Genomic DNA, 24168 nt, shown 5'->3' with positions numbered 1-24168 from the left:
AATCACTTTTTTAATTCCTGTTTTTAAATGACGTGCCAATTGCCAACATCACACATAATACGAATAAGAATAATAGAATATTACCAAAATAAATCAGTGATGTGAAAAAAGTATTCATGATATTCGGTGGGGCATAGTTTTGTAAAGCTTCACTTGTGGAAGACGATACCTGAGAACTTAAAGGCGTATAGGAAAAAAGGATAAAAGTGTATATCGCTGAAACGATACCCTGTAATCCCTTTCCCATTAAGTAAGGTGTAACACGAATATCTGTTTTGCTAATAATACTCATAACCTGGCAGTGTACGGACAGTCCTGCCCAACCTAAAATCAAACTGGTAACCATAAGCTGCTGCAGCAGTGATACTGATGGTTGTGCGCTGGCAATTTTAATGCCGCTTGTTATTTCAAAGAATCCGCTCGCAATAGAGGGGAGAAGCTGTTTTGCGATTCCCAAAGGCCCCAGTAAAAAACCTAGTAATTGTGAAAATAGATTGATGATATTAAAATAGTCTAATAGATGAATAAGTACGGAAAAAAATATAATAAACCCGCTAATTACAAGAAGCAGATTTACAGCATTCTTTATAGCATCGCCAAATAATTCACCAAAATTTCTGCTGTCTCTTTTTCCGGCATCTTTCAACTCTTTCAATATATCGGTAATGACCTTCTTGAATGTTCTTCCTTTATATTCATATGAACTTGTATCGGCACTTTTTTTATAATATCTAAAACAAAAGCCGACTGTCAAAGAAGCAAGAAAATGTGATATGAATAATAGGGTTCCTACTGCCGGGCGGTTAAACATTCCTACAGCGACAGCGCCAAGTATAAATAGAGGCCCGGAATTATTGCAAAACGTCAATAACCGTTCAGCTTCCGTTTTCGTACACAATGCCTTTTCACGCAAGTTTACGGTAGCTTTCGCACCTACAGGATATCCGCTGATAATTCCCATCGAAAAAGCAAAAGAGCCGCAGCCCGGTACGTTAAATATAGGCCGCATGACAGGCTCAAGAACAATACCTAAGATATGCACAAGTCCGAGGTTGGTTAGCAGCTCTGTTCCTACAAAAAAAGGAAATAACGATGGAAAAACCACATTAACCGAAAGAGTGATTCCCTTTAAAGCGGCATCAAAGCTTTGCCTTGGGTTAGAAATAACTGCTAGAATAAATAGAATTACACATGCGATAAGAAGAACTGAAGACATATACAAATGTATAAAATACATTTTTTTTAAAATAAGCATAGAAAAGAAGTAAATCAAATATAAAATAGCGATAAAAGCAAAGATATTTATCATGTCCAAATCATTCCTTTATAGATAGTCTTTTACAACAGTGAAGTTTCATTTCTTATAGATATATATATTTCCAGCGCATTGCGAATATGAACGATTTATTTAGAATGATTTATGAACATGGAAAATTATATAAATTTGGAATTGTTGAATGGTTAGATCGGATATAGTACAATTTAAGAATAAATCGCCCTTTGTATAAAACACAAGGGGTTTTGTTTTATAAAGCTCAGAGGTTGTATTAAAAGATAAATGAATTTATTAAGAATTATATTCTATTAGGATTTAAGTCATTCACTACTTTTCTCATTATTCAAATTTTTTTCAATGAATTTATTGTATTTAGTTATAGCGGTATTTAAGTCCTCGCTTGCAGAGATTATTTCCGGGTCCTGTAGATTTAAACCTTTTTTATCAATTAATTGATGCAAGGTTTCCCGAAGTTTTTCAATGTCTTCTAAAAGTTTTTCTAATTCTAACATATGTTGTATTCCTCTTTTCGGTAGTATACTTGTTTTGCTGTATTATTTTCTTATAGTATCTTTCATCATGAATGATTATATACGGAATTTAGAAAACAGCATATTTGAATGGTATGGGGATGTGCAGTAAAACTAATGATTAAAGGCAATGTGGTATGTAAAGAAGTAATAAAAAAGTTAGATAATAAGATTCTATTATCTAACAAGTTGCGGCCAGAACATAGCGGCTTTAAGCAATACAGGTGCATTAGCAATACACAATGATGACATTAAAATTATTAAAGGTTTAATAACTCTCATCTACTTCACCTCCTTAATATCTATTATGTTGGTGTTCAGCAAAGCTGAACCCCTTGATTCAACTTGATTTTATCAACTGGAAACAATTTTCTTCACCTCACAGCCCTCAAACCTGCTAAAATAGAGAATATTTTAGAAAGGGGCTGATGTCATTGCTTCCACCAAACCAGAGTCACCTGGCTTATAAACTTAATTTATTTCTATCTGTCAGTGAGACTGACAGCATTGCTAAGATAATATCAAAGATTGATCTATCTCGTGTTTATGACTTCTGTTTACATTTTTATTCACAAAATCCTGCAGGACGTATTGCACTTTATCGCCCTCAAGATGCTTTAAGGTCTTTACTTGTGATGTACCTTGCTGGCTTTACATCCATTAATAAATGGGTCAAAGAACTTAGGGATACACCAAGATATGCTTATCTATCAGGTTTCTCTCCTGACAAGACGCCCTCTAAGGCTTATTTCTCTTGGTTTATCTCTAATCTTTTCGGCGATGAAAACGTTGAAGATGTCATGCTTCAAGGTTCTCTAATCCGTAAAATATTTGAATTGTTATTTGTCAAAGAATCTATCGAATTAGGAATCATTGATCCCCATGATAAAGTAATCTTTGACGGCTGCAAGGTAAAATCTTTTTGCAAACAAAAGTATGTTCCTGAAAAATATTGTAGATGCTATGCCAGTAATATAAAACCCTTTAAATGCTCTATGTGTACTGACTCCGAAGCCACAAAAGGTTATGATCATAATCTTGATGAATATCTAATGGGATACGGTCTGCATTTTGCAACAACTCCTATGATAGATAATCCATCTAAATGCCTACCACTAACATTCTTCGTCGAAGGTGCTGATGTCCACGATGTTAGAATGACACCACATCTAATAATGCATCTTTATCACAACTTGAAAGTTGACTTTCATTATGTCATTGCTGATTCGGGATACGACGCTTATTATGTTTACTGGTGGATTAGTTTACTAGGCGGTAAGCCTATTATTGCAATTAATCCAAGAAATTCTCAAACTCCAACACCTACTAATGAGTTTGGTTTGCCTGTTTGTGCTGCTGGTCATACATTTTACTATTGGGGTATTGATAAGAAAAAAAGACGACTAAAATGGCGGTGTCCAAGAAAAGCTTCTAAAAAATTGGCTGAAAAACTAAAGTGTGATCATCCATGTTGTGATTCTGGCTATGGCAAGACAGTCTATACTCACATTGAAGATGATATTCGTTGGTTTACCCAAGTTCCCAGAGGCTCACAACTCTGGAAAGACATCTATTCAAGAAGAGCACGTATAGAATCCGTTATTGGAGATATTGTACTCAACAACGGTCTTAAATCTCCATTATTTAGGGGTACCAAGAACTTCTTCGTGAGAACTGCCTTAGTTTGCATGCTCCAACATGCAAAAGCCATAGCCATAACCCTTGAGAATAAAGAATACCATAAGACTGCTGCATAAACTACAGGAAAAATATTCTTACTATTCTCTTGCATAGGGAATCTCCGACCATTTTTAGATACCAAATTATTCCTATCATCCATTCTTTAAATTTTCAAAGTACACATGAACATAGTTTATTGCTATAACCTAAAACTTTAACATTCTATACCATTTTGTTGTTATTTACTGAACATCTACATCTATTATACCTTTTTTCGCTTGAATTGTTAATTGGGTACTTGTTCAAATATAATAAATATTGCAATAGTATTTCGTGAAATATTACTAATCAATCTTTTGTTTTCAATGCATCATTAAGCCACAAAGCGGTTTGTCTTTTACTTGATACAGCCGATGAATACGCTGTAATTGATTTGCGTGATTCCATTGATATACAGCTATAGAAAGTAATAGTATAATGATCAGTGTCATAATACGCGATTTTTTGAGCATATAGATTCACTCCAATATTAAAAATAGTACGAATAGGTTTGGTATTTCATTTTCGCATATATATCATTCCGCTGGAAAAACTAAGTCTAGTTTATATATGGAGGAGTAATTATGAAAGCAATTGTATATGAAGGAATAAAAGATGTAAAAGTAAAAAATATCGGTGATCCTGAATTGAAGAATCATGATGATATTATCATCAAAGTGACCTCGACGGCAATATGCGGCTCAGACCTGCACCTTATTCACGGGATGGTACCAAATATGCCTGAAGGGTTTGTTTTGGGACATGAAACGATGGGTATTGTAGAAGAAGCAGGAAAAGAGGTCCATAAAGTCAAAAAAGGGGATCGGGTTATCATTCCTTTTCCGGTTTCTTGCGGACACTGCTGGTACTGTGAACATGATTTGTGGAGCCAATGTGATAATTCCAATGCAAATGGAGAAGTCGGCGCCATATTAGGGTATAGCAAGACCTATGGCGGATATGATGGAGGACAGGCGGAATATCTAAGAGTTCCTTATGCAAATGTAGGTCCGACTGTTGTACCGGAGGAATTATCCGATGAACAGGTGCTTTTTTTAACGGATATTTTGCCTACCTCATATTGGGGCGTTGAAAACGGCGGTGTAAAAAAGGATGATACCGTAGTGGTATTAGGCTGCGGTCCTGTTGGCCTTTTAGCGATGAAATGGGCTGCTTTCCATGGGGCAAAACGGATTATTGCCGTAGATTATATAAATTATCGGTTGGAGCATGCCAAGCAATACAACGGTGTGGAAGTCATAAATTTTCAACACCATGATAATACAGGGGAATATATCAAAGAAATCACGCATGGCGGTGCCGATGTAGTGATTGATTGTGTTGGGATGGATGGAAAGATGACAACCCTTGAAATGGTAGAAACAGCACTCAAGCTCCAAGGAGGTTCAAAATCCGCTATTGAGATTGCTACTCAGGCTGTCAGAAAAGGAGGAACCGTATCCATGGTGGGTGTGTATGGTGCTAGATACAACATGTTTCCCTTGGGTGATTTCTTTGCAAGAAACATCACCCTGAAGATGGGGCAATGTCCCGCTCATGCTTATGTGGATAGAATTCTCAAACTAATAAAAGAAGGGAAATTTGATGCGACTGATATCATTACCCATCAGCTGTCTTTAGATAAAGGTGAGCACGCCTACGAGATTTTCGATAAAAAGGAGGATAACTGCATTAAAGTTATTCTTAAACCATAACTTTAGGGTTGTCAAAGATATGGCTATGAAAACAAATATAAAAAAATAACTGCCGGATTAAATTCCTTATGCACATAAAAAATTCAGTAACATATATATGTGTATAAGGAATGTTTTGGGATTTGTAGAATACTGCAAATACTAACAAATTATCTGGTGGTGTTACAATGAAGCAAAGAAAAAAGATCGGTCTTGCTTTGGGGTCCGGAAGTTCCAGAGGAATGGCACACATTGGGGTTATTAATGTCTTGAAAAAATATAATATTCCTATTGACTATATCGCAGGAAGCAGTATAGGGGCAGTGGTGGGAGCTATGCACAGTGCCGGAGTAGATTTGGATTACTTTACAAAGCTGGTTGCGAATATGCCTACACAATCTGTACTGGATTTCTCATTTTCTAAAAACGGACTTGTTGCAGGAAACAAGATAAAAGAGTTTTTGAATTTATTGTTAAAGAATTGTAATTTTGAAGACCTGAATATCCCATGCTCTGTTGTATGTACCGATCTGATAAAATGCCAACGCGTTATATTAAATCAAGGAAATGTAGCGGACGCACTGCGTGGGAGTATTTCTATTCCGGGAGTATTCAGTCCTGTAAAGAGAGATGAGATGCTGTTAGTGGACGGAGGGGTCACCGATCGCGTACCTGCTAATATCGTGAGAGATATGGGCGCAGATATTATTATTGCTTCTGATGTTGGATTTAATGGGGGGAATTTCAAAGTCAACAGTTTTTTTGATGTAATTATACGTTCTTTAGGTATTATGGAAAAAGAAATAGTCAGTTCACGCATTATCTATGCCGATGTACTTATAAAGCCGGAGGTAGAGGATATAAATCCGGCTACCTTTGAATGGTCTGAAATATGTGTGGACAGGGGACGGGAAGCCGCGGAAAAAGCGGTGAAAGAAATAATTAAGCTGGTAGTATAGTTCGCAGTTCACGGTTCACAGTTCACAGATTACATATCATGAAGAGTTCAAATAAAATAAGTATTGAAAAAATGTTAAAGATGTTTTGATACGATAGTCTTTGTGACTATCCTTGTTTACACGTGCCTTTATAATAGGAAAACAAGATGGTGGATTACTCATTAGGTTCGTGGTAGATTGCTGTGAACCGTGAACTGTGAACCGTGAACCACCATCACTTTTCCGTAAATGCCGCCACCGCCATGCTCGATTTCTAATCTGCCTTCACGGGCTAGGATGATATTATGAGCATGTTTCTCGCCAACTACTTTTTGAAGATCTTCAAACTTGGTGTCGTGTAAGATGTTCATTTCAGTACCTAAAGCATTGATAAGTGTATCAATGGTTTTAGGGCCGATACCGGGCAGGAATTCAAGCGGCAGTTGGCAGTGGTAGGGAGGTCTGTCAGCGGTTTTAGGCTTGTTCCTATCTTTAATTTGCTCAATACGGTCGTATACACCCCGCACGATCTTATGCTTCGGAGAAACCGGACATTGCAGCTTAGGAGGGACACCATCAATGACCGTATTGCAATTTATGCAAAAAGAGCGGTGATATTTACCGAGCTTGGGGTCTAGGCCGTAATTGGCAAATACTCTCCGTCCATTCTTATTTCGTAATGCCAGCATTACTTCATTATAATTATTGTCTTTCATTTGAAAGATGTTATACTCTCGTCCCATTTTAATAAGGGAATGGGCATCGGAATTGCTGGTAAAGGTCTTGCCATCAAGTTCACTTAATTGGCTTGCCATAGCAGTGTCCGCACTTAAGCCCAATTCGATGGCAGGGATTTTCTCAAAGGTTTCTTCTGTAAATATTTGCAGCAATGAATCACAGCAATTGCCATAGAAGCTTTTATGCGGGGAGAATACATGAGCAGGTATATATACACCACCGTGACTTTCACAGATATTAAACAACTCTTGAGCGGGAAGCCTTGTGAGATTATAAACGAATTTGCCGGTTTTAATATGCCCCTTCATCGTATTGGAAAAAGCCACGATCTGCTCAAGAGTAGGAAAGAATATAAGCGAATGGGCATGGCCCCTATTGATCTCGCGTGTTTCTATTTCCGCACCTAGAAGGATAGATAAATTTTCTTTATATACCATGCCGCCTTGTGGGTGTTCAATGATTTCGCCTCTTTCCAGCATGTTTTGAATATCCTTTATGATAGAAGGAGAAGCGGCATCGACAACGCCTATAATATCGATGCCTTTGCGGTGATAAGCTTCATAAGCGATATTTTCAAATGTTAGATTATTCGCAGTTGCTCTTTTTATTACATCACTTTTGCTTGAACGTCCTATATGCACATGTAAATCCACAAAAAAATTTTTCATATTTCATGCCACCTTATAGTATTAGTTAATACTATTATTTGTTTGAACATGATAAATAATAACCGTGAAAATCTATATTAGGCATTCTTTTATATAATGATTGGCGATGTCAAGTAATCCACTCTTCCTTTCCGCTGCTCGGCAGAAGGATAGTGAAGGGTATACAAATCGGTCGTTAAAAAGTCCAGTGCAATCATTTGTTTTGCTATAGGATTGCAGGATTGCTTGTATGATGCAGCTTTGGTGATGATAGGGAGAGAAGCCTTTTTTTTCATTATTTTAAGCAGCTTTTTACCGTTATCATTCATTCCTAAAACGCGGATATACTGAGGGCCGCCGGACTGTTGAAAAACTTCCAGCATATTCTGCGTCATTCCAAACAGCACATCAAACAGGATTCTCTGGATGCGGGTACGTGTATATCTTTTTGTCTTAATATGTTCAATCACTTCTTCACATGTACCGAATTTTAACGCGGCGTCAGCAATCCTGTTTTGCAACCCTTCATTCACATCGGGATAATGCTTAATTTGGCTACTGCTTAGTTTGCGCAGCTGTGTAAGGATAGCACTATTATAGTATTCCATAAAAACCGGACCTCTGCCGGTACTGATCTCATTGCATAAAATCTTATAGGAAGCAGACGGGATATAGGACTTTACATCCATAACTCCATCTTTTTGCTGTAACATGTTCCTGATTGCAGTGGCGCTGGCGATGTCATCTTCGCGTTCCAAAGAGTGATACCCGGTCTTAAAGCGCTTAATGGTGAAAGGTTGAATTGTGCTGTTTAACCTATGTAGTGCTTTTATATATTCGATGGCTAAGATATTGTTTGGAGAAGCCATAATATCTTGAATGGTTTTTTCACAATATTGGCTGTTGAGATAGCTGATTACGGCTTTTTCCCGGGCTTTGGCAAAACTGATGCCGCCGGCAAGAAAGCTTTTGATAGACAGCGATAATTCCGGGGGCTCATCTGCCAATATCGCCGCAATCTTCTCAAGTACTTCTATTTCACCATGTTCGCTGCCAAAACATATATGGCTGACAATATTCATACTATCCAGTATTTTAACGGCTCCGAAGGCAAAAAACTCTGCTGATTGCAGCACATAACAAGCAGGAAGTTCCACCACCAAGTCAACACCATTCAAAAGTGCCATTTCTGTTCGGGACCATTTATTCAATAAAGCGGGTTCACCCCTTTGAATAAAATTTCCGCTCATCACACATACTGTATAATCAGCGCCGGTTATACTTTTCGAATGCTCCAGATGGTATTTATGTCCGTTATGGAAAGGGTTATATTCGGTTATGAGTCCGACAACCTTCATATGCATCACCTTTAGAAAAAATAATATATGTATCATAGCATTTATAATAAATACAAACAATATAGTATGCGATATTATTAAATATTTTTTTAATAAATTGACTTAAGGATATTGTATACAAAAATCAAATCATATATAATAGGATATGGATTTGTTCGTTGTTTTAAACACTACAAAATATTTTGTAATTTTAAAATAGCGGACAAACGGTAATATATGATTTTACGGGAGGAGTTATTTAGTATGAGTGACTTTATGCAAAAGGTAATTGAAAAAGCAAAATCCGACAGAAAGAAAATAGTTTTGGCTGAAGGTGCGGAACCAAGAACCATAAAGGCTACCTCTATGGTATTAGAGCAAAATATTGCTGATATTATATTGGTAGGCGATGAAAATGAGATTAAAAAGGTTGCCGGGGATATCGATATTTCTAAAGCGGAAATAATCAATCCTTTAACATCTGATAAATTTGAAGCCTATGCAAATACTTTTTATGAAATGAGAAAAGCAAAAGGATTGACTTTGGAAAAAGCAAAAGAAACAATGAAGAACCCACTTTATTTTGGCGCTATGATGGTTAAATCCGATGATGCCGATGGAATGGTTGCCGGAGCAATCAATTCTACCGGAAACGTGTTAAGAGCAGCGCTGCAGGTTGTAAAAACAGCACCGGGAACTAAACTGGTATCCGCATTCTTTATTATGGTTGTTCCTGATTGCGAATATGGCGAAAATGGCATATTTATTTTTGGTGATAGTGGCTTGGTTGAAAATCCTGATGCTGAAGCGCTATCTGAAATTGCGATTTCTTCTGCAAAATCATTCCAATCACTGGTTGGAGCAGAACCAAAAGTAGGTATGCTTTCCTATTCTACATATGGAAGTGCGAAGAGTGAATTGGTTGACAAGGTTCAATTGGCTACTAAGCTGGCTAAGGAAAAGAGACCGGACTTGGCATTAGACGGTGAACTTCAATTGGACGCAGCGATTGTTCCTGAAATCGGAAAATCCAAAGCACCGGATAGCAAGATTGCAGGTTCTGCCAATGTATTAATATTCCCTGACTTAAATGCAGGAAATATCGGGTATAAACTGGTTCAAAGGCTGGCGAAGGCAGAAGCTTACGGTCCTATTACTCAAGGGATCGCTAAACCTGTAAATGATTTATCCAGAGGATGCAGTTCGGAAGATATCGTTGGTGTGGTAGCTATTACATGTGTACAAGCACAAAACAAATAAAGGAGTTGTGAGGAATGAAAATATTAGTTGTTAATGCAGGAAGTTCTTCATTAAAATATCAGCTAATAAATATGAATAATGAAGAGATTATGGCGAAAGGTCTTTGTGAGAGAATCGGCATAGAAGGTTCTCAATTAAAACATGAGCCAAAAGATAAAGACAGTGTTGTAATTGCTGAGCCTATGAAAAACCATACCGATGCAATCAGATTGGTAATTAGTGCACTTGTTGATAAAAATCATGGCGTTATTAATGGGATGGATGAAATTGCCGCTGTTGGGCATAGAGTGGTACATGGCGGAGAGGCGTTTAATGCGTCTGCTATTATTAATGAAGATGTTATGAAGGCGATTGAAGCATGCATCGATTTGGCTCCGCTTCATAATCCGCCGGCTATTTCCGGGATTGAAGCATGCAAGGAAGCAATGCCTAGTGTGCCTATGGTAGCTGTGTTTGATACAGCTTTCCATCAGACGATGCCAAAGCAAGCATATTTTTATGCTTTACCTTATGAGTTATATGAAAAATATAAAATCAGAAGATATGGCTTCCATGGTACATCTCATAAATATGTAGCTGAGAGGGCGGCAAAACTTCTTGGTAAGCCAATAGAAGAATTGAAAATTATCACTTGCCATTTAGGTAATGGTTCCAGTATTACTGCTGTAAAAAATGGAAAATCCATAGATACAAGTATGGGATTCACTCCTCTTGCCGGTGTCGTAATGGGAACAAGATCGGGAGATATTGATCCTGCCATTGTTAAATTTATAATGGAAAAAGAAAATCTTTCGGCAAAGGAAGTAGACGGTCTTTTAAATAAGAAGTCGGGAGTTCTTGGGCTATCATCTGTTAGCAGTGACTTTAGAGACATATTCACTGCTGCCAATGATGGAAATGATAAAGCAAAATTAGCATTAGACGTATTTGCCTATAGTGTGAAAAAATACATTGGAGAATATGCGGCCGTTATGGGAGGCGTTGACGCAATCGTATTTACTGCCGGTGTTGGTGAAAATAGTGTACAAGTGAGAGGTATGATTGTTGACGATCTGGAATTTATGGGCATAAAAATTGATGAAGAAAAGAATGGAATCAGAGGTAAGGAAATTGATATCAGTACAGCAGATGCAAAAGTAAGAACGCTTGTAATTCCTACAAATGAAGAATTAATGATTGCACTGGATACAAGAAAACTTGTAGAAAAAGCATAATTAATATATACCATTAGAAATAAAGGCTTCATCGGAAGCCTTTATTTTTTTTCGATAAATATAATGAATTTTTGTATATAAATATTGAAAAAATAACTAAAGTAGTATAAAATAAAAATACGAAATACAATGAAACGATGTTTCAAATGATGAAACGTTTTTGAGTTGTTCTATGATTCTATTGATATGGTACTATTGAAGCAATTAAATTTTGAAAGGGGTTTAGTATTATGCCTATTTTAAATGTAAAACCAAAAGAAAGTTGTAAATATGATTGTATTTCTCTGGGAGAGATTATGTTAAGGTTGGACCCGGGTGAAGGAAGAATAAAGACCGCTAGAGAATTCAAAGCTTGGGAAGGCGGTGGAGAATATAACGTTTCCCGTGGACTAAGAAAATGTTTTCATATGGATGTTGGAGTTGTAACTGCATTTGCAGATAACGAAGTAGGAAGATTGGTTGAAGACTTTATCATGCAAGGCGGCGTGGATGTTTCTTTGATCAAATGGATTCCTTATGATGGAATCGGAAGAAATGTTCGTAATGGACTTAACTTTACCGAAAGAGGATATGGTGTACGTGGTGCTCTTGGTGTTTCGGATAGAGGCAATACTGCCGCGTCACAACTCAAAAAAGGTGATATAGATTGGGAATACATATTCGGTAAATTGGGTTCAAGATGGTTCCATACCGGAGGGATCTTTGCGGCATTGTCCGATACTACTCCTGATGTAGTGATTGAAGCAGTTCAGATTGCTAAGAAATACGGTACTATCGTATCTTACGATTTGAATTACAGACCGTCTCTATGGAGTCATATCGGAGGAAAAGCAAGAGCGCAGGAAGTAAATAAAGAAATCGCGAAATATATTGACGTAATGATCGGAAACGAAGAAGACTTCACCGCATGCCTTGGATTTGAGGTTGAAGGAAATGATGAAAATCTGAAAGAGCTGAATCTTGACGGTTATAAGAAAATGATAAATCAAGTTGTTAAAGCTTATCCGAACTTTAAAGTGGTAGCAACAACGTTAAGAACGGTGAAGTCTGCGACAATCAATGACTGGAGTGCAATCTGCTGGGCTAACGGGGAAGTATATAAGGCGAATGAATATGACAGCCTTGAAATACTGGATAGAGTCGGCGGAGGCGATAGTTTTGCGTCCGGACTTGTATACGGCCTGATCACAACGGATGACGCATTAAAAGCTGTAAACTATGGGGCAGCTCATGGTGCTCTTGCCATGACTACCGCAGGAGATACTTCTATGGCGAGTCTTAAAGAGGTTGAGAATCTTATGAAGGGCGGAAGCGCCAGAGTCCAAAGATAATAGATACCTATGACGGGGGACGGTTTGAAACCATTGAAGAATCCCGATTTAGCACGTAGAAGGAGTGAAGAATGGGGACGGAGCTACTGCTGCACCTGGTTTTGGTGAAGCTGAAGCTCCGTCCCCGTGCTTTGCGACTGACCAATCAAGCACTTTTTCAGCATTCTTGGACGATTTTGGCTTATTATGATGCATAATATGCATGTAATTGGAACATTATACACAAAGAGTGAGTGTATTATCGATGACTATCATAGTAAAGTGACGGAAATATAAAGTTTTAATATTGACAAAAGTTGTATAACTTAGTATAATATCATTTGTTGACTATTGAGGTGGTTCTATGATAATAGATTTATCTGATATAATTACGAGTAAAAGTTCGCAATTAGAATTTGATTCAGTTGTTAATATTGGCAAGGTAGAGTTCATGGGGTCATTGTATAATTTTTTACAACCTGTTCAAGTGAAAGGCAGTATTCATAAAATAGAAAATGTTTTTGAACTAGATGCTCAAATTACAGGAAGTGTAAAAGTTAACTGCTTTAGATGCATGAAAGAATTGGAAAAGGATTTTGATTTTTCTATACATGAAAACCTGACTAATGATGCAGGAAACAATGGAGAAGATGAAGATACTATTCGCTTTCAAGGCAGCCGTATTGATATTACTGAAATTGTAGTCAACAATACGTTAATGAACATACCGGTCAAGTATTTGTGTTCTGAAGATTGCAAGGGGTTATGTCCTGCATGTGGAGCAGACTTGAACATAGAGCAGTGCAATTGTACCAACAATAATATTGATCCGCGGTTTGAAGTGTTAAAAAAATTACTTAACCAAAAAGAGTAATTGCCTCAATAATTATTTGTTAAGGAGGTGTAATAATGGCAGTACCTAAGAGAAAAACATCCAAAGCGAGAAGAGATAAGAGAAGAGCTAATTGGAAACTTGCTATTCCGGGAATGGTGAAGTGTCCGCAATGTCATGAATTTAAGCTTCCTCATAGAGTTTGTGGTGAGTGTGGGTATTATAAGAATAAGGAAGTAGTAAAAGTTGACGCTTAATGAATTCATATAAAAATAGAGAAGAGAGATCTTCTCTATTTTTATTTTAAAGTGACAGAGGATGGTTATTTGACACCAATTGGTGTCAAATAACCGTCCTCTGTCACTTTTTGTTGCGTGTATACTTTATTTTTTGTTGGAAAATATATAAAGGATACCGTAATCAGGATGGTGAAGTTTTTGAATACTTTTTTAGATTATTTTATAATTAGTATAGCAATGGGCACATTAGGAAGATTTTATTTATTGAGAGTAGATTATAGACAGTATCCCAGTTATCCAAGAGGTGTGATTATGCATCTAACTTTTGGATTTATTGGGGCGGCATTAGGCTCCATCGCTGTTCCCGCATTAATCGCAAAGGATTTCGCGGCGGTAACATTTCTTGCCCTTGCAGCAGAACAATTTAGAAATATTAGGACAATGGAGCGGGAAAATCTTAATAACATTGAAGATTATGAGCTGGTTCCAAGAGGGAAATCATATATTGAAGAAATCGCTAAGATCTTTGAAGCACGCAACTATATTGTGGCTATAACCTCTTTGGCTACTTCTATGTTACTGTACATATTTGACCAAATAGTAGCTGGGATTGTTGGCGGGATGGTCGTATTAATCATCTTAAAATTGTTTATGAAAGGCCAAAAGATACAGGATATTGCAAAAGTCCGTATTGGAAAAATATGGTTTAAAAATGCGCTGCTGTATGTAGATGATGTTGTGATAATGAACGTGGGTTTGAAGGAAGCAAGAGAAAGGATTATTAAGACGGGTATAGCTGTTGTATTGGAACCTGTTGATGAAAATGCCAGTATTACATTATCGAATATCGGTCAGAGGCAGGCGATTATCCATGATGCCATAGCGCAGGTAGGTATAAAAAAAGACTTAGATGAGCCGGATTTTACTCCTTTGGCTAGACGTAATATTAACAACGGAAATTTGATGGTAGTGTTTTATCCGTCAATACAAGATGAGAAGGCATTATTAAGAGCTGTCAGATATGCTCCGGTACTTGAAAGTTCAAGAAGGAAACCTAGTGAATCCGGGGCCGCTTATTCGAAGGAGTGATAGAAATGGGCATAGATATTCAGAATATTATTGTTGCGGTGGTTACACATCACAGGGATAAAGTACAGAGTGGATTTGCACCGGTATTTTATTCTGAAGATGAGAGTGAGAGCGAAAAGCTGGCACTCTATTTAGCAAAAGTTACAATGGGAATGGCACACAATCTTGAAAATGGTGTTTATGTTATCGTCAAGCATTAAATAAATCAATTAATGCTTGACTTATATATTGTTTTAAGTAATACTATTAATGTAAATTTATAATAGGTTTACTATGCAAGTCGTATTATATATATTTAATAATAGTATCTACATAAATAAGGAGTAATAGAGGTTGAGCAGACAAATTGATGCAATTGTCAAGCAGGTAATAAAAGGAAGTATCGCAGAAGAAGCAGGCATTGTGCCGGGCGATATTATCAGTAAAATAAACGGTGAAAAGATAAATGATATACTGGAATATAAATTTCTGACCAGCGATGAGGAGCTGGAACTGGAAGTGATCAAAGCAGATGGTGAGGTTGAATATGTATCTATATTCAATGAAGATTATGAAGATCTGGGATTGGAGTTTGAAAATCCTCTTATAGATAAAGCGAGATTTTGTTCAAATAAATGCATTTTTTGTTTTATTGATCAGTTGCCTAAAGATATGAGAAAAACCTTGTATTTTAAAGATGATGATTCGAGATTATCTTTTTTACAAGGCAATTATGTGACATTAACCAATATGTCGGACAGCGACATAGATAGAATTATCCGTTTCCGGCTAAGTCCTATTAACATCTCGGTCCATACTACAAATCCGGAGCTTAGAGTGAAAATGTTGGGCAACAAAGAGGCGGCAGGCATCTTGAAGCAGATGAGCAAACTCAGTGCAGCTCAAATAACAATGAATTGCCAGATCGTTCTGTGCAGAGATATTAATGATGGCGAACAATTGGATAGAACCATTGCCGATCTTGCAGCATTTTACCCTAATGTGCACAGCGTTTCGATTGTTCCTGTAGGTTTAACGATCCATAGAGATCATCTGCCTGTACTCAAGCCCTTTGATAAGGAATCTTCTTTAAAAGTAATTTCTCAAGTTGAAGATTGGCAAGATAAGCTTTTGGATGAACACGGTTCAAGAATGGTTTATCTTGCGGATGAGTTTTATATTATGGCATCCAGGTCCATCCCACCGGCACAGCATTATGAAGGGTTTCCTCAAATCGAAAATGGGGTAGGGCTAATTGCTTCTATGCGGGAAGAGTTTGATATCGGAATCAATAGAATAAAAAAGCCTATCCGAGCTGAAAATAGATGTATTAGTATAGCAACCGGAACGTCGGCAAAAGCTTTTATCCAATCCCTAGCAGATGAGCTGCAGCTAAGAACAAATGGTTTGACAGTAAATGTGTTCACTATCAAAAACACCTATTTTGGAGACAATGTAACGGTAGCTGGTTTGATTACAGGCGGCGATATCATAAAGCAGTTAAAAGGAAAGCAACTGGGCAGTGAGCTGCTGATGCCGGTTACAATGCTTAGAAGTGACAGGGACGTATTTTTGGATGATGTGAGCATTTATGATGTAGAACAGGCGTTAGGTATCAAAGTCGTACTAGTTGAAAATAACGGATTTGATTTTATAGATAAAATTCTTGGACTTATTAATTAAGACAGTTGGAGGTATTATAATGGCAAAACCTATTGTTGCAATCGTAGGAAGGCCTAATGTTGGCAAATCAACATTATTTAACAAGATTGTTGGACAAAGAATATCAATTGTTGAGGATACACCCGGTGTTACCAGAGACAGAATCTATGCGGAGGCAGAATGGCTGGATCGGAAATTCACCATTATAGATACGGGGGGGATTGAGCCGGAAAGCAAAGATGAACTATTGGCGCAAATGAGGCGGCAAGCAGAAATAGCAATTGAAACAGCACATGTCATTATGTTTATAGTCGACGTGAAACAAGGAATGACAGCTTCAGATAAAGATGTCGCCAGCATGCTTCAGAGATCAGGTAAACCTATAGTTTTGATCTGTAATAAAGTGGATAATATCGGAGAACCGCCTATGGAATTATATGAGTTTTATAATCTGGGGCTGGGAGAACCTTTGGCTGTTTCATCAGTACATGGACTTGGAATAGGGGACGCACTGGATGAGATTGCGGAGCATTTTCCTGATGAAGAAGCAGAAGACTATGGAGAAGATGTAATCAAAGTCGCTGTAATAGGTAAGCCTAATGCGGGAAAATCTTCTTTGATCAATAAGATTTTAGGAGAAGAAAGGGTCATTGTCAGCGATATACCGGGAACCACCAGAGATGCTATTGATACTTCTTTTGAGAAAGACGGGCAGAAATATGTTTTTATCGATACGGCAGGAATGCGAAAAAAAGGCAAGATCTATGAGAATATTGAAAGATATAGCGTGATAAGGTCTTTAACAGCCGTAGAGCGTGCGGATGTATGCCTCATCATGGTGGATGCGTCGGAAGGGGTTACCGAACAGGATACGAAAGTTGCCGGTTTTGCCCATGAGCAAGGAAAAGCGTCTATTATCGTGGTAAATAAGTGGGACCTTATAGAAAAAGATGATAAAACCATGCATTACTTTAGACAGGATGTGATGGACCGGCTTAGTTACATGACTTATGCACCCATTGCGTTTATTTCTGCTAAAACAGGGCAAAGGGTTGAAAAACTGTTTGATTTGATTAAGTATGTTTCAGAACAGCATGCTACCAGGATTTCAACCGGAATGCTGAATGATATCATTAATGAAGCAACTGCAAAGGTTCAACCTCCATCCGATAAAGGAAAAAGATTGAAGCTCTTGTATGCAACCCAGGCTTCTGTAAAGCCGCCTGTGTTTGTAATATTCGTGAATGATAGGGAATTGATGCATTTTTCATATGAAAGATATCTTGAGAACCAAATCAGAAATACTTTTGGTCTTGAGGGAACACCGGTTAGATTTATTATAAGAGAGAGGTCAAAGGAGTGAAAATATGAAGGTTGTTTTGGCAGCAATCATTTCATATCTGCTGGGCAGCATTAATAGTTCTATTTTAGTCGGAAGACTGTGGGCCAATGTAGATATCAGAAATTATGGAAGCGGTAATGCAGGTGCGACAAATACACTGAGGACTTTAGGAAAATCGGCAGCCGTCGTTGTATTACTGGGAGATGTTTTAAAAGGGGTTATAGGTGTTATTATCGGTAAATATATAGCTGGGGATCTGGGCATGCTGGCTGCCGGGGTTGCATGTGTGCTCGGGCATAATTTCCCTGTGTACTTTGGTTTTAAAGGCGGGAAAGGGATTCTCACCTCTGCTGCTGTAGTATTTATGGTAAACTGGAAAATCGGACTTATACTATTATTACTTGTTATCGCGATTATAGCTATCACGAGGTATGTTTCACTCGGTTCAATCATAGGTGCGGGTTTATATCCTGTTGTAGTTTTTCTAATGGATAACAGAGGAAGCGAATTTATTATATTTGCCTTTTGTATTGCAGTATTGGCTGTTTATCGGCATAAAGAAAATATTAAGAGACTATTTGAAGGAACTGAATCTAAGATAGGCTCTAAAGTAAAAGTCTAGGGGGAAATAATCATGAGTGTAAAGGTTGGAGTAGTTGGATCCGGAAGCTGGGGTACCGCTCTTGCGATTATGTTAAGTAAGAAGGGTTATGCCGTCAATCTTTGGTCATGGCTGAAGGAAGAATCTCTAAGATTGGCTGAAACAAGGGAAAATCTTGAGTTTCTTCCCGGAATTGTTATCCCAAGCAATGTAACATGTACTTCGGATATGGGAGAATGCATTGATGATGTTGATGTTATAGTAACCGCGGTTCCATCTCATGCAGTTCGCGCCACAACAGAAAATATGAAGCAATATGTAAAGGATGGGCAAGTCATTGTCAATGTATCAAAAGGGTTGGAGGAAAGCTCACTATTAAGGCTGTCTGAAGTCATTAATGATGTCATTCCTCATGCTAAGGTTGTGGCATTATCGGGACCAAGTCATGCCGAAGAAGTAGCACGAGATATTCCTACAACGTGTGTAGCCGCTTCGAAACATAGGGATGCCGCAGAATTTATTCAAGATGTCTTTATGAATCCCAAATTTCGTGTATATACCAACCCGGATATCGTTGGTGTTGAGTTAGGCGGTGCTTTGAAAAATGTTATTGCGCTTGCAGCCGGGATTTGTGATGGTTTGTCCTTTGGAGACAATACAAAAGCGGCTCTAATGACAAGAGGGATCGCTGAAATTGCGCGCCTTGGTGTTGCGATGGGTGCAAAGTTAGAAAGTTTTGCCGGTCTTTCGGGCATTGGAGATTTGATCGTAACCTGTACCAGTATGCACAGCAGAAACCGCAGGGCAGGTATTTTGATCGGGCAGGGTAAGACTTTAGAACAAGCGTTAAAAGAAGTACATATGGTTGTAGAAGGAGTCAATACTACGCGGGCTGCATATAAATTGGCTTTAAAAAATAACGTTGAAATGCCCATTGTGAATGAAGCGTATTGTGTATTATTTGAAAATAAGAATCCTAAAGCCGCAGTTGTGGATTTGATGATGAGAAGTAAGACACATGAGATGGAAGAAGTCGTGATGAATAATTATAATTGGTAAAAATATTTTTAAACTTAGAAGTGGATGTTGCAATTGCAGCGTCCACTTTTTTATGATATATTATTATGATTTTGTTAACATTATTTTTTTTATTTTGTAATAAAGATAGACAAAGAGCAATATATATATATTGATAAACATGTACTAGTACAGTATTATATGTAAATAAATTGTCCACTACCAAAATTTTTTTAGACATTGTAAGAAAAGGGGGCATTCAAAAATGGAAAATTACAATATATATCAGGATATTGCCGAAAGGACAGAAGGTGATATATATATTGGTGTTGTTGGCCCTGTTCGTACGGGAAAATCAACCTTCATTAAAAAATTCATGGATCTTTTGGTGATACCTAATATTGAAAACAGCTACAGAAAAGAAAGAGCTAGAGATGAACTGCCTCAAAGCGCAGCCGGTAAGACCATTATGACTACCGAGCCCAAGTTCATTCCCAATGAAGCTGTTGAAATTGTTTTAGGAGACAATGCAACGTTTAATGTCCGGTTGATAGATTGTGTCGGATATATCGTAAATGGTGCATTAGGGCATATCGAGAATAATGCTCCTAGAATGGTAAGTACGCCGTGGTTTGAAGAACAGATTCCTTTCTACCAAGCCGCAGAAATAGGGACCCGGAAGGTAATTACCGAACATTCAACTATCGGGCTGGTAGTAACCACCGATGGAAGTATTACCGATATACCGAGAGCAGATTACATAGAAGCAGAAGCCAGAGTGGTGAAAGAATTAAAAGAGATCAACAAACCGTTTATCATGCTTCTTAACTCTACAAAGCCTCATGATGCAGAGGTTCAGAAACTGAGAGAAGACCTGGAAACCAAATATGCCGTACCTGTAATAGCTGTTAATTGTGCACAATTAAATATAGATGATATCAATACGGTGATGGAAAAAGCATTGTTCGAATTTCCGGTAAAAGAAATAGGTATCAATTTACCTAAATGGGTAGATGCACTGGACAGTGACCATTGGCTCAGAATGGGAATGATGGACTCAATCAAGCAAGCAGTCAGCAAAGTAACTAAGATTAGAGAAGTGAAGAACTCTATGGCCTCTCTAACTAATTATGAATATATCGAAAAAATCTATTTCGACAAGATTAGTCTTGGAGAAGGGACCGTATTGGTCGATATCGCCACACCCGAAGGATTATTCTATAAGATATTAGGAGAGACATCCGGTTTTGATATCGATGGTGAAGATAAGTTGATTACGCTGATGAAGGAATTGTCTTTTGTTAAAAAAGAGTATGATAAAATCTCTTTTGCATTGCATGAAGTCAAACAAAAAGGCTATGGAATGGTTACGCCTACCATAGACGAGTTAAGTCTTGACGAACCGGAGATTGTAAAACAAGGCGGACGATTTGGAGTAAGACTGCGGGCGAGCGCACCCTCTATACATATGATCAGAGCAGATATTGAGACGGAAGTTTCGCCCATCGTTGGTACTGAAAAGCAGAGTGAAGAACTGGTACATTATTTATTGAAAGAGTTCGAAGTAGACCCGAGAAAGATTTGGGAATCCAATATATTCGGAAAATCACTGCATGAGCTTGTAAATGAAGGATTGCACAACAAGCTGCATAGAATGCCTGAAGATGCGCAGCTTAAGCTGCAGGAAACATTGCAAAAAATTATTAATGAAGGTAGTGGAGGTTTAATCTGTATAATACTTTAGCTAAACCTTTTGAGTGCAATTTTTTATAAATTGCACTTTTTTCTGCCTTCTTTTAGCATCAATTAAAACAACATTCCATTGATAATTTTATAGTGATTTCATAATTGAGTTAATTTCATAATTTCTAATCCTTGAAAACACAAGGTTAGAAAAAAGCATAAAAAATAGTTTACCCCAATCCGATAAATAATTCGTCCAAACAATCCACAGAAAGGAGTAAACGTTGTACGAATTATGAATCGGCAAACAACATTATTTACTTTAGAGCAAATTATAGAAATTCAACCATTAACAAAATTACAAGCTGTTTTAACATTTATTGATTATTCAATTATGCTTGAAACTTTTAAAATTGATGTCAGCAAACGTGGTCCTAAAGGATTTGCGTATACCAGCTTGCTCAATGCTTTACTTGCAATGCAAATAGATCAAATACCTACTATTAAAGCATTAGTTAAAAGGTTGAAAACAGACCCCGTTTTAAGAGTAACCTGCGGGTTTGATACTATTGGCAAAACGCCTAGTGCTTCAACTTTCTCTAGGTTTATAGAAAAGCTCTCTAAAACCGATGTACTTGAAAAAACTTTTCAGAGAATGGTTCGTAGAGCCAAAACCTTGGGACTTATTAATGGTTCCCATGTCTCAATAGATGCATCGAAAATTGATGCCTTTGAGCATGCTGTACCAAAATCAAAAATACCAGAAAACAATCCAGAGTTTCCTCACTGGGGTGCCAAGCAAGATACCAATGGCAATATGATAAAATGGTTTGGTTGGAAGATGCATGCTGTAGTAGATACAACAAGCGGAATCCCATTAGGGTACATCATAACCCCTGCAAATGTTGCAGATATGGTAATGGCAATACCACTAATGAATAAGCTTAAGGCAGATTATGAAGACTTATTCAAACCATCTTACTACATTATGGATACAGGCTATGATATACCATCTATCTATCAACATGCTGTATCATTTGGTGCTCAAGCTATTATGCCAATTAACTGGAGAAATACGAAAACTCCACCTGAAGGCATTAACTGGGAAGGTCAACTTGTTTGCACCATGAATTATCCGTATGTGAATGGTGGAAATGATAATGGAACCATTCGGTTATTATGTCCCCACGCTTGCGGAAAAGCCAATTGTCCTATGGGTTCAAGTTGGTGTACGAGTACAAAATCAGGATACATTGGCAAAGTTAAAATTAAGGATAATCCACGGTTTATATCTTATCCATTACGAGGAACAGAAGCATGGGACAATCTATATGATGAAAGAACATCCGTTGAACGCTTTTTTGGTGATGGAAAAGAAAACTATGCTTTAAACAATCTGCGTGTAGCAGGGCTAAAAAAAGCAAAAGTATTCATGGATTTAGCCTGCATTGCAATTATTGCTACAAGAATTACAAAAGCAGAACAATCAAAAAATATTGCAGCTTAGTATTTTAATTATCAAGGAACAGGAGATGATATTTCTTAATTTCAAAACTATATAGTTGTGGATAACTATCTATTGTAAGGATAGTCTAACCTTTTTTTGCACAATTTCAAAAATATCAGTAGGAATTATCCACATTCTTGATTTTTGAATTATGAAATATCCTCAATTACAATTCGTTTACATTATTCTAAATATGAGTTATAATAAATGGTAGGATTTGTAATATGTAAAATTTTTAATGTACTAAGATAAGAACAAATATACAACGAAATAACCTTAAAAGAGGAAGTGAAAAGTAAATATGGGACAAAAGAACTTTTTAAAGCCAATAGGAAATAAATCCATTGTGGATACGGTGGTTCAGAGAATTACAGACGCTATTACTGGAGGGGAATTAAAGCCGGGAGACAAAATACCTACTGAAATAGAGATGAGTGAAAGCTTTGGCGTTGGCAGAAACTCAATCAGAGAAGCCATCAAAATCCTAACTGCATTAGGTGTGTTGGAAATCATACGGCCTAACGGTACATACGTATCTAGTAAATTTTCAGAAAAAATGATTGATCCATTGGTATATTATCTTATTCTGGAGAAAGATTCGTCGGCTGCCGTAATCGAATTGAGAAGGTTCTTTGAAGTAGGCATATTGGAATTGGCAATACAAAAAGTCGGTGTAGAGGATATAAAAAGACTAGAAGATATTGTTTCAGAATTAATAAAGGAAGTATCCCAAGAAAACAAGGATTATGAAAAAATAGCGGATATTGATCTTGCTTTTCATAAGGAGGTTATTCAAATTACGCGCAATCCTTTAATGAATAAGATCGGTGATATTATTATCAGATTGACAACACCTTCACAGGTAAAGACCGTCAAGCATATTTTAGAGTCGGATAATCCGGGATTTCTTGTTGAAACACATGAGAAAATATTATCCCTTATTAAGCAAAAAGATTATGACAACATAAGAAATGTAATCGAAATGAGTTATACAGTTTGGAAACAAAATGTAGAATGACATGTTAGCTATAATTGTCCTACATTGGATATTGGTTATTATGAATAAATGCTTCCAGCGCTGAAAAGCATTTATTCAAATGAAATGAAGATCAAATCAAATTATTATTGGGGATTTATGATTATTTATTGACATATAATTGAAATTATGTTATATTTTATAAAGGAATAAAAGTACATTGCAGTAATAATTAGGTCTTTTCTAGCATACATATCTTACATAATACATTTTTATAGGATGTATTATATTTTTACCAAGGGATTTACTTCTTTATATTAAAAGATTATATTTTATCAACTTTCTAACTTGATCAAAAAAATATAAACTAAATGATTGTTTAGAAATCAACATCCTACATTGAACATTGGCTGTATCCGTCACTACTTGATTAAGTGGATAGCTTATCATATTTAATAAAAATTACGCTGTAAGTAAGGAGGTTATAAAAGTGTTGAGCAACATAGGAGGTGTTAGCAACAAAGAAGAATATATTTGCAGTAACAGATTGTAATATTAAAAAAGTGAGGTAATGAATA

The 24168-nt window shown here is 37.1% G+C and carries 21 protein-coding genes; 17 read left to right on the top strand and 4 right to left on the bottom strand.

What is annotated here, in order from left to right:
- Nucleotides 1-10: 10 nt before the first annotated feature.
- Both ylbJ and QKW49_RS03795 read right to left on the bottom strand, forming a co-directional pair.
- Nucleotides 11-1309, bottom strand: coding sequence for a sporulation integral membrane protein YlbJ (gene ylbJ / locus QKW49_RS03800; protein ID WP_282866238.1), 1299 nt, complete (start codon nucleotides 1307-1309; stop codon nucleotides 11-13).
- Nucleotides 1310-1596: 287 nt separating this feature from the next.
- Nucleotides 1597-1788: an aspartyl-phosphate phosphatase Spo0E family protein gene (locus QKW49_RS03795; RefSeq protein ID WP_282866237.1), complete on the bottom strand. Its 192-nt coding sequence runs from the start codon at nucleotides 1786-1788 to the stop codon at nucleotides 1597-1599.
- Between the two features lie 446 nt (nucleotides 1789-2234).
- On the opposite strand from QKW49_RS03795, the gene QKW49_RS03790 reads away from it, so the two are divergent.
- The 3 genes from QKW49_RS03790 to QKW49_RS03780 all read left to right on the top strand — a co-directional run bounded on the left by QKW49_RS03790 (nucleotide 2235) and on the right by QKW49_RS03780 (nucleotide 6178).
- On the top strand, nucleotides 2235-3563 hold the full coding sequence (locus QKW49_RS03790; RefSeq protein ID WP_282863714.1) for a transposase: 1329 nt from the start codon (nucleotides 2235-2237) through the stop codon (nucleotides 3561-3563).
- Nucleotides 3564-4109: 546 nt separating this feature from the next.
- Entirely contained in the window at nucleotides 4110-5240 is a 1131-nt protein-coding gene (locus tag QKW49_RS03785; protein ID WP_282866236.1) for a zinc-dependent alcohol dehydrogenase, read from the top strand.
- Nucleotides 5241-5407: 167 nt separating this feature from the next.
- The gene (locus QKW49_RS03780) at nucleotides 5408-6178 is read left to right on the top strand and encodes a patatin-like phospholipase family protein (RefSeq protein ID WP_282866235.1); all 771 of its coding nucleotides are present in this window, start codon (nucleotides 5408-5410) and stop codon (nucleotides 6176-6178) included.
- A 161-nt stretch (nucleotides 6179-6339) separates the two neighbouring features.
- Here QKW49_RS03780 and QKW49_RS03775 read toward each other — a convergent pair whose 3' ends face one another.
- Both QKW49_RS03775 and QKW49_RS03770 read right to left on the bottom strand, forming a co-directional pair.
- Nucleotides 6340-7563, bottom strand: coding sequence for an endonuclease Q family protein (locus QKW49_RS03775; RefSeq protein WP_282866234.1), 1224 nt, complete (start codon nucleotides 7561-7563; stop codon nucleotides 6340-6342).
- Between the two features lie 89 nt (nucleotides 7564-7652).
- On the bottom strand, nucleotides 7653-8900 hold the full coding sequence (locus QKW49_RS03770; protein ID WP_282866233.1) for a nucleotidyltransferase: 1248 nt from the start codon (nucleotides 8898-8900) through the stop codon (nucleotides 7653-7655).
- 216 nt (nucleotides 8901-9116) lie between these two features.
- On the opposite strand from QKW49_RS03770, the gene pta reads away from it, so the two are divergent.
- The 14 genes from pta (at nucleotide 9117) to QKW49_RS03700 (ending at nucleotide 23632) form a co-directional block, all read left to right on the top strand.
- On the top strand, nucleotides 9117-10139 hold the full coding sequence (gene pta, locus QKW49_RS03765) for a phosphate acetyltransferase (protein WP_349239072.1): 1023 nt from the start codon (nucleotides 9117-9119) through the stop codon (nucleotides 10137-10139).
- A 14-nt stretch (nucleotides 10140-10153) separates the two neighbouring features.
- Nucleotides 10154-11353 (top strand): acetate kinase, encoded by a 1200-nt coding sequence (locus QKW49_RS03760; RefSeq protein ID WP_282866231.1) that lies wholly within the window; start codon nucleotides 10154-10156, stop codon nucleotides 11351-11353.
- A 230-nt stretch (nucleotides 11354-11583) separates the two neighbouring features.
- Complete coding sequence (locus QKW49_RS03755; RefSeq protein ID WP_282866230.1) at nucleotides 11584-12684, top strand: sugar kinase; 1101 nt, start codon at nucleotides 11584-11586, stop codon at nucleotides 12682-12684.
- 343 nt (nucleotides 12685-13027) lie between these two features.
- Nucleotides 13028-13537 (top strand): DUF177 domain-containing protein, encoded by a 510-nt coding sequence (locus QKW49_RS03750; RefSeq protein ID WP_282866229.1) that lies wholly within the window; start codon nucleotides 13028-13030, stop codon nucleotides 13535-13537.
- Between the two features lie 35 nt (nucleotides 13538-13572).
- Entirely contained in the window at nucleotides 13573-13752 is a 180-nt protein-coding gene (rpmF, locus tag QKW49_RS03745) for a 50S ribosomal protein L32 (protein ID WP_282866228.1), read from the top strand.
- Nucleotides 13753-13932: 180 nt separating this feature from the next.
- Entirely contained in the window at nucleotides 13933-14823 is an 891-nt protein-coding gene (locus QKW49_RS03740; protein WP_282866227.1) for a YIEGIA family protein, read from the top strand.
- Between the two features lie 5 nt (nucleotides 14824-14828).
- Entirely contained in the window at nucleotides 14829-15023 is a 195-nt protein-coding gene (locus QKW49_RS03735; RefSeq protein ID WP_282866226.1) for a hypothetical protein, read from the top strand.
- A gap of 133 nt (nucleotides 15024-15156) precedes the next feature.
- The gene (locus QKW49_RS03730; protein WP_282866225.1) at nucleotides 15157-16485 is read left to right on the top strand and encodes a DUF512 domain-containing protein; all 1329 of its coding nucleotides are present in this window, start codon (nucleotides 15157-15159) and stop codon (nucleotides 16483-16485) included.
- Nucleotides 16486-16504: 19 nt separating this feature from the next.
- Nucleotides 16505-17827: a ribosome biogenesis GTPase Der gene (gene der / locus QKW49_RS03725; protein ID WP_282866224.1), complete on the top strand. Its 1323-nt coding sequence runs from the start codon at nucleotides 16505-16507 to the stop codon at nucleotides 17825-17827.
- 4 nt (nucleotides 17828-17831) lie between these two features.
- The gene (gene plsY, locus QKW49_RS03720; RefSeq protein ID WP_282866223.1) at nucleotides 17832-18428 is read left to right on the top strand and encodes a glycerol-3-phosphate 1-O-acyltransferase PlsY; all 597 of its coding nucleotides are present in this window, start codon (nucleotides 17832-17834) and stop codon (nucleotides 18426-18428) included.
- Nucleotides 18429-18440: 12 nt separating this feature from the next.
- Nucleotides 18441-19466, top strand: a complete 1026-nt coding sequence (locus QKW49_RS03715; RefSeq protein WP_282866222.1) for an NAD(P)H-dependent glycerol-3-phosphate dehydrogenase — start codon at nucleotides 18441-18443, stop codon at nucleotides 19464-19466.
- A gap of 223 nt (nucleotides 19467-19689) precedes the next feature.
- Nucleotides 19690-21168 carry a stage IV sporulation protein A gene (gene spoIVA, locus QKW49_RS03710; RefSeq protein ID WP_282866221.1) on the top strand — a complete coding sequence of 493 codons (1479 nt, stop codon included), beginning with the start codon at nucleotides 19690-19692 and terminating at the stop codon, nucleotides 21166-21168.
- Nucleotides 21169-21402: 234 nt separating this feature from the next.
- Nucleotides 21403-22614 carry a transposase gene (locus tag QKW49_RS03705; RefSeq protein WP_282863267.1) on the top strand — a complete coding sequence of 404 codons (1212 nt, stop codon included), beginning with the start codon at nucleotides 21403-21405 and terminating at the stop codon, nucleotides 22612-22614.
- A gap of 301 nt (nucleotides 22615-22915) precedes the next feature.
- On the top strand, nucleotides 22916-23632 hold the full coding sequence (locus QKW49_RS03700) for a FadR/GntR family transcriptional regulator (protein WP_282866220.1): 717 nt from the start codon (nucleotides 22916-22918) through the stop codon (nucleotides 23630-23632).
- Nucleotides 23633-24168 lie beyond the last annotated feature (536 nt).

This window comes from Petroclostridium sp. X23 (assembly GCF_030013905.1).
In the GTDB taxonomy this organism is placed as follows: Bacteria; Bacillota; Clostridia; order SK-Y3; family SK-Y3; genus X23.
This window is presented reverse-complemented; position numbering and strand designations above follow the sequence as displayed.